Raw genomic sequence first — 9736 nt, 5'->3', positions numbered from 1 at the left:
GCGCGGCGGCCGATGAAGGGTGATGCGCATCGCTGCTTCATCTTCCCAGCCGGCCGGCACCGCCGACGACTCGGCCAGCCAGCTGGCCGCGCTGTCCAAGCAACTGGCGGCGCTCAACCGCGAGATGCGGGAGCTGAATGCGTCGGACCTGGACCCCAAGGCCAAGATCGCCAAGGCCAAGGCCTTGCAGGCGCAGATCCTGACGGTGCAATCCCAGATCGAAGCCATCCAGCGGGCCAAGGCCCTGGCGCAGCAGCAGGCGCAGCGCGAAAAGCAGCTGGCCGCCGCTCAGCAGGCGGCCGGCGGCGCTTCAGCATCAGGCCCGCGCACCACGCGCGGCCTGGTCGACCTGATGGCGTGACTGTCCGCGCCCGGTGACCCGCTGAGGGTCGCCCGCCTCAAGCCTTCGGCTTGTACGCAATCACGTCGATCTCCACCTTCGCATCCACCATCAGCCGGGCCTCGGTGGTGGAACGGGCGGGCTTGCCGTTCGGGAAGTAGCTCATGTAGATGCGGTTGAAGGCGCCGAAGTCGCGCGCATCCTGCAGCCAGCAGGTGCACTTGCACACGTCGTCGAAGCTGGCGCCGGCCAGCGCGAGCACGGCCTTCAGGTTCTCCATCACCTGGCGCGTCTGCACCTCGATGCCGCCCGCGACGATCTCGCCTTCGGCATTGCCAGGCACCTGGCCCGACACGTAGATGAAGTCGCCGGCACGCACGGCCGGCGAGAAAGGCCGCGCCTGGCGGTCGGAAGCAACGGGCGGCAGGCCCAGGTATTCGAGCGGCATGAGCCCTCCGGTTGAGTTGGTTCTGAAAGTGTATTTCAGCTGACCGCGGCGGAACCCGGGATTTCCCGGGTACAAAAGCTGCGTACATGCCCGATAGTTCGCTCGGACTGAAAAATACTTTCACCATCATGGTGCCGCCACGCACCACCCCGGTTTGGAGAGCCCGCATGCTGTTTGACGCCATCCGCCCCGCCACTTCGCCCGTCCACCGCCGCCGCCTGGTGCAGGGCACCGCCGCCCTGGCCATCGGCCTGGCCGTCAGCGTGCTGGCCGGGCCTGCGCTTGCGCAGGCACCGCGCCACCACGCCACGCTGGCCATGGTGGCCGAGCCGCAGACGCTGGACCCGATGGCGTCCACCGCCGACCTGGTGGGCACCATCATGCAGCACGTGTATGAGCCGCTCTACACCTTCGACGCCAAGTGGAACGTGGTGCCCATGCTGGCCGAAGCCGCGCCCAGGATCAGCGCCGACGGCAAGCGCTACGCCATCACGTTGCGCAAGGGCGTGATGCTGCACAGCGGCCGGGAACTGAACGCCGACGACGTGGTGGCCAGCCTGCAGCGCTGGATGGAACAGGCCCCGCGCGGCAAGGCCCTGGCCAAGGAAGTGGAGAGCATCCAGGCCAAGGGCGCGCTGGGCGTGGAGATCGTGCTCAAGCAGCCGTATGCGCCGCTGCTGGCCCAGCTGGCCCTGCCCAGCGGCATGGCGGCCATCATGGCCAAGGAAAGCATCGCCACGCCGCTGAAGGACTTCGTGGGCACCGGCCCCTACCGCTTCAAGGAACGCCGGCCCGACCAGTTCGTGCTGCTCACCCGCTTCGAGCAGTACAGCGCCCGCAAGGAGCCGGCCAACGGCTACGGCGGCAAGCGTGAGGCGCTGATCGACGAGCTGCGCTTCACCCCCGTGCCCAATGCCAACACCCGCGTGGAAGGCGCGCTGGCCGGCCAGTACGACTTTGCCGACCTGCTGCCCACCGAGGCGCTGACCCGGCTGGAAAAAAGCGGCGGCAAGACGGTGCCCATCCTCACGCCGTCGTTCGGCTTCCCGTACCTGGTGCTCAACACCAAGGAAGGCGTGGCGGCCAACCAGGCGGTGCGCCAGGCCCTGCAGACGGCCATCGGGGAAGGTGAGATGCTGGCCGCCGGCTTCGGCGACACCCGCTTCTTCACGGCCGAGGGCAACCACTTCCCCAAGGGCTCGCCGTTCTACGCCACCGCGGGCACCGACCAGTACAACCAGCGCAATGCCAAGAAGGCCAAGGAGATGGCCGAGAAGGCCGGCTACAAGGGCGAGCCGGTGCGCGTGCTCAGCAGCCGGCAGTACGACTTCCACTACAACATGGCGCTGCTGATGGCCGAGCAGCTCAAGCGCGCCGGCTTCAAGGTGGACCTGAACGTGGTGGACTGGGCCACCCTGGTGCAGCGCCGCAACGACCCCAAGCTGTGGGACCTGTACGTCACCCACAGCGGCCAGTTCCCCGAGCCGATGCTGTCGCCGCCGCAACTGGGCGAAGGCGCGCCCGGCTGGTGGAGCAGCCCGGCCAAGCAGGCCGCGCTGGCCGCCTTCAACACCGAGACCGACCCCGCCAGGCGCGGCGCGCTGTGGGGCAAGGTGCAGCAGGTGGTGTATGACGAAGTGCCGTACATCCACGTGGGCAAGTTCAATGGCCTGTCGGCCCGCAGCCCGGCGCTGCAGAACTACCAGCCCGCCACCTGGCCGTTCTTCTGGAACACCTCCATCAAGTAAGCCACGGCGGTTTCAGGCGATGCATCGCTTCCTCCTTCGCAAGGCCCTGGGCATGCTGTCGGTGCTGGCCATCGTGGCGGTGCTGGTGTTCGTGCTCACGCGGGCGGCCTCTGGCGACCCGATCTCGGTGCTGCTGGGCGACCAGGCCACCGCGGCCGACATCGCCCGCGTGCAGCAGCTCTACGGGCTGGACCGGCCGCTGCCGGTGCAGTTCGTGGTGTGGCTGCGCGAGGTGCTGCAGGGCAACCTGGGCGAGTCCATCTTCCTGCAGCGGCCGGTCACCCAGGCGCTGTGGGAACGGGCCGAGCCCACCGCGCTGCTGTCCTTGATGGCGGTGGCCATCGCCACCTTGATCGGCGTGCCCTGCGGCATCGTCTCGGCGGTGTACCGCGGCCGCGCGGTGGACCAGGCCTTCACCGGCGTGGCCATGCTGGGCGCCAGCGTGCCCAGCTTCTGGCTGGGGCTGGTGCTGATCCAGCTGTTCTCGGTGTCGCTGGGCTGGTTCCCGGTGTCGGGCTATGGCGCGCCCGATGCGGCGCTGCCGGAACGCCTGCATGCGCTGGTGCTGCCGGCCACGGTGCTGGGGCTGCTGAACTCGGCGCTGATCATCCGCTTCACCCGCGCGTCGATGCTGGACGTGCTGGGCGAAGACTACGTGCGCACCGCGCGCTCCAAGGGCTTGGCCGAAGGCACGGTGGTGCTCAAGCATGCGCTGCGCAATGCACTGGTGCCCATCGTCACCGTCATCGGCCTGACCACGGCGCTGATGATCGGCGGCGCGGTGGTCACCGAGACGGTGTTCGGCCTGCCCGGCGTGGGCAACCTGGTGGTCAATGCGGTGCTGCGCCGCGACTACCCGGTGATCCAGGGTGCGCTGCTGGTCATCGCCGCCATCTATGTGCTGATCAATTTCGCGATCGACCTGCTGTATGCGGTGGTCGACCCGCGCGTCAAAGTGAACTGAATGGCCATGCCTCGCTTCCTCAAGCAGCTGATGCACCGCCGCATCGTGATGCTGTCGGCCGTGGTGCTGCTGCTGATCGCGGTGATGGCCGCCGGTGCGCCGCTGTGGGTGTCGGCCGACCCCAATGACACCGCCATCCTCGACCGGCTGAAGGCGCCCAGCGCCGAGCACTGGCTGGGCACCGACGAACTGGGCCGCGACCTGTATGCCCGCATCGTGCATGGCGCGCGCTACTCGCTGGCCATTGCCGCGCTCACCGCGCTGGGCTCGGTGCTGGCTGGCACCGTGCTGGGTCTGGTGGCCGGCTTCTTCCGCAGGCTGGATGCGCCGCTGATGCGAGTGGTCGACGCGATGATGGCCTTCCCCGACATCCTGCTGGCCATCGCGCTGGTGGCCATCCTGGGGCCGACGCTGGCCAACGTGGTGCTGGCCCTGGTGCTGGTGTACACGCCGCGGGTGGCGCGCGTGGTGCGTGCTTCCACGCTGGTGGTGCGCGAGCTGCTGTTCGTGGAAGCGGTGCGGGCGCTGGGCGTGCGCACCTCGCGCATCCTGTGGCGGCACATCCTGCCCAACCTGATGTCGCCGATCCTGGTGCAGGTGTCGTTCATCTTCGCCTACGCCATCCTGGCCGAGGCGGGCCTGAGCTTCCTGGGCGTGGGCGTGCCGCCCGACATCCCCACCTGGGGCACCATGGTGGCGGGCAGCCAGCAATACGCCCACCAGGCCTTCTGGGTGGTGCTGTTCCCGGGCCTGGCCATCATCCTCACCGCGTTGTCGCTGCAGTTGCTGGGCGACGGCATCCGCGACCTGCTGGACCCCAAGCTGAAGAAGGCGGCCTGATGACTGCGCCCTCCAACACTCCCCGGCTGAGCGTGCGCCAGCTGAGCACGGCCTTTCCCACCGAAGCGGGCCTGCTGCGCTCGGTGGCCGACGTCAGCTTCGACATCCAGCCCGGCCGCACCACCGCCCTGGTGGGCGAATCGGGTTCGGGCAAGTCGGTCACCAGCCTGACGCTGATGCGGCTGCTGCCGCGCGACAGCCAGGCCCAGGTGCAGGGCCAGGCCACCTTCCTCAGCCGCGAAGGCCAGGCGCTGGACCTGCTGCAGCTGGACGAGCGCCGCATGCGCCAGCTGCGCGGCAACCAGCTGGCGATGATCTTCCAGGAGCCGATGACCAGCCTGAACCCGGTGTTCACCATCGGCGAGCAGATCGCCGAAAGCGTGCGGCTGCACAAGGGCCTGGACCGCCGCGCCGCGCTGGCCCATGCGCTGCGCATGCTCGACCTGGTGGAGATTCCCGCCGCGGCGCAGCGCCTGCACGAGTACCCGCACCAGCTGTCGGGCGGCATGCGCCAGCGGGTGATGATCGCGCTGGCCATGGCCTGCGACCCCACGCTGCTGATCGCCGACGAACCCACCACCGCGCTGGACGTCACCATCCAGGCGCAGATCCTGGTGCTGATGCGGCGGCTGCAGGCCGAGACGGGCATGAGCATCCTCTTCATCACCCACAACCTGGGCGTGGTGGCGCACCATGCCGACGACGTGGTGGTGATGTATGCCGGCCGCGTGGTGGAACGTGCCGCGGTGCGGCCGCTGTTCGCGCAGCCGCGCCACCCGTACACGCAAGGCCTGCTGGCCTGCCTGCCGGGCAAGGCGGTGCGCGGCGCTGGCCAGCCGCGGCCGCGTCGGCTCTTTGCCATCCGCGGGCAGGTGTCCAGCCCGCTGGCACCGCCGCCGGGCTGCGCCTTCGAGCCGCGCTGCGACCAGGCGCTGCCGGCCTGCCGGGCCGCGATGCCGCCGCTGATGGACCTGGTCGGTGAGGGCGGGGCACTGCGCCAGGCCCGCTGCATCCGCGTGGACGGTGCCCTGCAGGAGGCGGCATGAACGCATCGTCGCCCCTGATCGAGGTGCGCGGCCTGAAGAAGTACTTCGGCAGCAGCGACCGCCCGGTGCGCGCGGTGGACGACGTGTCGTTTGCCATCCAGCCCGGCGAGACGCTGGGCCTGGTGGGCGAATCGGGCTCGGGCAAGAGCACCATCGGCCGCACCGTGCTGCGCCTGCTGGACAGCACCGCCGGCGAGGTGCGCTACCGCGGCCAGAACCTGGCCGAGCTGTCGGCCGAGCGAATGCGCCGGCTGCGCGCCAAGCTGCAGATCATCTTCCAGGACCCCTATGCCAGCCTCAACCCCAAGATGCGCATCGGCGCCATCCTGGCCGAGGCGCTGAGCACCCATGGCCTGGCCCGCAGCCGGGCCGAGCGTGAAGCCCGCATCGCCGAGCTGCTGACCACCGTGGGCCTGCGGCCCGAGCATGCCGACCGCTTTCCGCACGAGTTCTCGGGTGGCCAGCGCCAGCGCATCGGCGTGGCCCGCGCGCTGGCGGTGGAGCCCGAGTTCATCGTGGCCGACGAGCCGCTGTCGGCGCTGGACGTGTCCATCCAGTCGCAGGTCATCAACCTGCTGGCCGACCTGCGCGAGCGCTTCAAGCTCACGATGCTGTTCATCTCGCACGACCTCGACGTGGTCGAATACCTGTGCGACCGCGTGGTGGTGCTGTACCTGGGCAAGGTGATGGAGATCGCCCCCACCGAGGCCCTGTTCGGGCAGCCGCTGCACCCCTACACCCAGGCCCTGCTGGTCGCCAGCCCCAAGCCCGATCCGCTGCTGCCTTCCACCCACGTGGCGCTCCAGGGCGACATCCCCAGCCCGGTGGCACCGCCGTCGGGCTGCGTCTTCCGCACGCGCTGCCCGCACGCCATCGATGCCTGCGCACAGCAGGTGCCGCCGCTGGCCGAGGTGTCGCCCGGCCGTTGGCGCGCCTGCATCCGCCCCGAAACCATGACCCAGGCTGCCGCATGAACCCGCCCCTGTTCTCTTCCCTGCTCGACCCGCTGCTGGACCAGCGCCTCAAGGGCTGGCCCAGCGCCGCCGCGCCGCGCCGCGCCAGCGAGGTGGCGCAGACCGGCTGGAACGTGCTGGCCGGCGACCTGCCGCTGCCGCTGGCCCTGGTCAAGCGCGAAGCGCTGGATCACAACGTGGCCTGGATGCAGCGCCAGGTGCGCAACTGGGGCATCGACCTGGCGCCGCATGGCAAGACCACCATGTCGCCGCAGCTGTTTCAGCGGCAGCTGCAGGCCGGGGCCTGGGGCATCAGCTTTGCCACGGTGCACCAGCTGGCCACGGGCGTGGCGGCGGGCGTGCAGCGCGCCATCATCGCCAACCAGGTGTTCGGCGACGACGACCTGGCCGCGCTGCAGGCGATGCTGCAGGCCGACGCGGCCTTGCGCGTGGCCTTCCTGGTCGACTCCGCAGCCCAGCTGGGCTTGATCGAGCAGTGGTTCGCCGCCCATGCCGGCAGCCGGCCGTTCGAGGTGCTGGTCGAGATCGGCGTGCCCGGCGGGCGCACCGGCTGCCGCACGCACGATGAAGCGGTGGCCCTGTGCACCCGGCTGCATGCCAGCGCCGCGGTGCGGCTGGTGGGCATCGAGTGTTATGAAGGCCTGGGCGCCCAGGGCCGCACCGAAGCCGACCTGCCGTATGCGCAGGCCTTGATGGATCGTGTGCAGGCCATCGCCCGCCAGGCCGACGAAGCCGGCTGGTTCGAAGGCGACGAGGTGCTGCTGACGGCCGGCGGCTCGGCCATCTTCGACCTGGTGGCGCCGGCCCTGCGCATGGCGCTGCGCAAGCCCGTGCGCGGGCTGCTGCGCTCTGGCTGCTACATCACGCACGACCATGGCTTTTACAAGCGCATGGTGCGGGTGGTGAACCAGCGCTGCGGCTGCAGCGATGCCGAGGGCCTGCGGCCGGCGATGGAGGTGTGGGCCGCGGTGCAGTCGCGCCCCGAGCCGGGCCTGGCCATCCTGGCGGTGGGCAAGCGCGACATCTCCTTCGACCTCGACCTGCCGGTGCCCTTTGCGCGCGCCGCGCGTGGGCAGCTGCAGCCGCAGGCGGTGCCGGCCAGCTGGCAGGTCACCGGCCTCAACGACCAGCATGCCTACCTGCGCTGGCAGCCCGAGGACGAAGCCACCGCGCCCGCCGTGGGCGAGCGCATCGGCCTGGGCATCTCCCACCCCTGCACCACTTTCGACAAGTGGCACTGGATGCCGGTGGTGGACCACGACTACCGCGTCTCCGGCGCGATCTCGATGCACTTCTGACGATGAGCCACGGACTGCTGCACAAGGTGGCCGAGCTGCGCGCCACCGCCCCGGCCACGCGAAGGGCCATCCTGGACCTGATCCTGGAAGACCCCGACCGCGTGCTGCAGGAGAGCTTCGAGATGCTGGCCGAGCGCTCGGCCAGCTCGGTGCCCACCATCATGCGCACCTGCCGCGACCTGGGCTTTGCCGGCCTGCGCGAGTTCAAGCTGGCACTGGCGCAGGAGCTGGCGCTGGGAGGCTCGCCGCTGCACCGTCGGGTGAACATCGGCGACAGCGCCGACGAGGTGGTTGCCAAGGTGGCCCGCAGCGCTGCCGCCTCGGTGGCGGGCGTGCGGGCGCAGTTGGACCTGCAGGTGCTGGACGGCGCGGTGGAAGCCATCGCCCGCGCGCCGCACATCGACGTCTACGGTGCCGGCAACACCTCGTGGTTCATGGCCACCGACCTGCAGGCGCGGCTGTTCCGGCTGGGGCTGTCGGCCAATGCATGGTCCGACTACCACCTGCAGCAGGTGGCCGCAGCGGCCCACCGGCCGGGCGGCGTGATCATCGCCATCTCGCACGTGGGCGGCATGCCTTCGCTGCTCGACACCGTGGACATCGCCCGCGCCCAGGGCGCCAAGGCGGTGTGCATCACCCGCCCCGGCACGCCACTGGCCCAGCGCGCCGACTGGCTGCTGGGCCTGTCGGTGCCCGACGATGCGGTGATGCACGTGGGCATCGACGCCTACCTGACGCACCTGACGCTGATCGAGATCCTCACCGTGCTGGTGGCCCAGCGCGTGGGCGAGCCCGCGGTGCAACGCCTGCGCGGCGTGCGCGAGGCACTGCAGCGCCATGGCGTGGACGTGCAGACCCACCCGCTGCAAAGCTGGGACGGAGGAGCCGCCGATGCCGCATGAAGCCGTGTTGCTGCAAGGCGGCCTGGTGGTGGACGGCAGTGGCGGCCCCGCCTGGACCGGCGACCTGCTGCTGCGGGGCGACCGCATCGAGCGCCTGGGCGAAGGCCTGCTGCAGCGCCTGCCCACCGACCTGCCGGCCGCAGCGGTGGCGGTGGTGGACTGCACGGGCCAGGTGATCGCGCCGGGCTTCATCGACGCCCACACGCACGACGACGCCATCGTGCTGCGTCAGCCCGAGTACCTGCCCAAGCTGTCGCAAGGCATCACCACGGTGGTCACCGGCAACTGCGGCATCTCGCTGGCGCCCTACCGCACCGGGCAGGCGCTGCCGCCGCTGACGCTGCTGGGCGCCGACTCGTTCCGCCATGCGCGCATGGCCGACTACCAGGCCGCGGTGCAGGCGGCCGAGCCGGCGCTGAACGTGGCCGCGCTGGTGGGCCACACCACGCTGCGCTTTGCCGCGATGCAGGACCTGACCCGCGCGGCCAGTGCCGACGAGCAGGCCCGCATGGCCGCGCTGCTGGACGAAGCCATGGCCGACGGGGCACACGGCCTGTCGTCGGGCCTGTTCTACGAAGAGGCCTATGCCGCCCCGGCGGACGAGGTGACGGCCCTGGCCCGCGTGGTGGCCCGCCATGGCGGCGTGTACGCCACCCACCTGCGCAGCGAGATGGCCACCATCCTGGAAGCCATGATGGAAGCGGCAGATTGCGCGCTGGACGCCGGCGTGCCGCTGGTGCTGTCGCACCACAAGTGCGCCGGGCCGCAGAACTGGGGCCGCACCCGCGAGACGCTGCCGCTGGTGGACACGCTGGCGCTGCGCCAGCCGGTGGCGATGGACGTCTACCCCTATGTGGCCGGCTCCACCGTGCTGCGCGAAGACCTGGTGGACGGCGTGATCGACGTGATGCTGACCTGGAGCGACACCCATCCCGAGATGGGCGGCCGCCTGCTGTCGGACATCGCGGCCGAATGGGGCGTGAGCCAGCAGCAGGCCTGCCGCCGGCTGCAGCCCGGCGGTGCCTGCTACTTCCAGATGGACGAGGCCGACGTCGAGCGGGTGATCGCCCACCCGCGCACGATGATCGGCAGCGACGGCCTGCCGCACGACCGCCATCCGCATCCGCGGTTGTGGGGCGCGTTCCCGCGGGTGCTGGCGCGCTACTGGCGCGAGCG

Annotated in this window: 10 protein-coding genes; 9 read left to right on the top strand and 1 reads right to left on the bottom strand. The window is 70.5% G+C overall.

The window, feature by feature from the left end; translation table 11 throughout:
* The first annotated feature begins 22 nt into the window (after positions 1–22).
* On the top strand, positions 23–361 hold the full coding sequence (locus ABNT58_RS19765) for a FlxA-like family protein (protein WP_348755134.1): 339 nt from the start codon (positions 23–25) through the stop codon (positions 359–361).
* A 37-nt stretch (positions 362–398) separates the two neighbouring features.
* On the opposite strand, the gene ABNT58_RS19760 is transcribed toward ABNT58_RS19765, so the two are convergent.
* Positions 399–788: a RidA family protein gene (locus ABNT58_RS19760; protein ID WP_348755133.1), complete on the bottom strand. Its 390-nt coding sequence runs from the start codon at positions 786–788 to the stop codon at positions 399–401.
* Between the two features lie 167 nt (positions 789–955).
* Between ABNT58_RS19760 and ABNT58_RS19755 the strand changes: the two genes are divergently transcribed.
* The 8 genes from ABNT58_RS19755 to ABNT58_RS19720 all read left to right on the top strand — a co-directional run.
* A complete protein-coding gene (locus tag ABNT58_RS19755) occupies positions 956–2536 on the top strand; it encodes an ABC transporter substrate-binding protein (RefSeq protein ID WP_348755132.1) in 1581 nt (526 codons plus the stop codon).
* 19 nt (positions 2537–2555) lie between these two features.
* On the top strand, positions 2556–3500 hold the full coding sequence (locus ABNT58_RS19750; protein ID WP_348755131.1) for an ABC transporter permease: 945 nt from the start codon (positions 2556–2558) through the stop codon (positions 3498–3500).
* Positions 3501–4340 (top strand): ABC transporter permease, encoded by an 840-nt coding sequence (locus ABNT58_RS19745; protein ID WP_348755130.1) that lies wholly within the window; start codon positions 3501–3503, stop codon positions 4338–4340.
* Positions 4340–5386 (top strand): ABC transporter ATP-binding protein, encoded by a 1047-nt coding sequence (locus ABNT58_RS19740; RefSeq protein WP_348755129.1) that lies wholly within the window; start codon positions 4340–4342, stop codon positions 5384–5386. The genes ABNT58_RS19745 and ABNT58_RS19740 overlap by 1 nt, the downstream gene beginning before the upstream one ends.
* Positions 5383–6360, top strand: coding sequence for an oligopeptide/dipeptide ABC transporter ATP-binding protein (locus tag ABNT58_RS19735; protein ID WP_348755128.1), 978 nt, complete (start codon positions 5383–5385; stop codon positions 6358–6360). The genes ABNT58_RS19740 and ABNT58_RS19735 overlap by 4 nt, the downstream gene beginning before the upstream one ends.
* Positions 6357–7658 carry an amino acid deaminase gene (locus ABNT58_RS19730; RefSeq protein WP_348755127.1) on the top strand — a complete coding sequence of 434 codons (1302 nt, stop codon included), beginning with the start codon at positions 6357–6359 and terminating at the stop codon, positions 7656–7658. The genes ABNT58_RS19735 and ABNT58_RS19730 overlap by 4 nt, the downstream gene beginning before the upstream one ends.
* Before the next feature lie 2 nt (positions 7659–7660).
* On the top strand, positions 7661–8560 hold the full coding sequence (locus ABNT58_RS19725) for a MurR/RpiR family transcriptional regulator (protein ID WP_348755126.1): 900 nt from the start codon (positions 7661–7663) through the stop codon (positions 8558–8560).
* Positions 8550–9736, top strand: a 1187-nt coding sequence (locus ABNT58_RS19720; RefSeq protein WP_348755125.1) for an amidohydrolase family protein, incomplete at its 3' end; no start/stop codon positions are given. The genes ABNT58_RS19725 and ABNT58_RS19720, both read left to right, overlap by 11 nt.

Source organism: uncultured Aquincola sp., from assembly GCF_964001545.1.
Taxonomy (GTDB): Bacteria; Pseudomonadota; Gammaproteobacteria; order Burkholderiales; family Burkholderiaceae_C; genus Aquincola.
The sequence above is the reverse complement of the archived record's forward strand: the minus strand, read 5'-3'. Positions and strand labels throughout refer to the sequence as shown.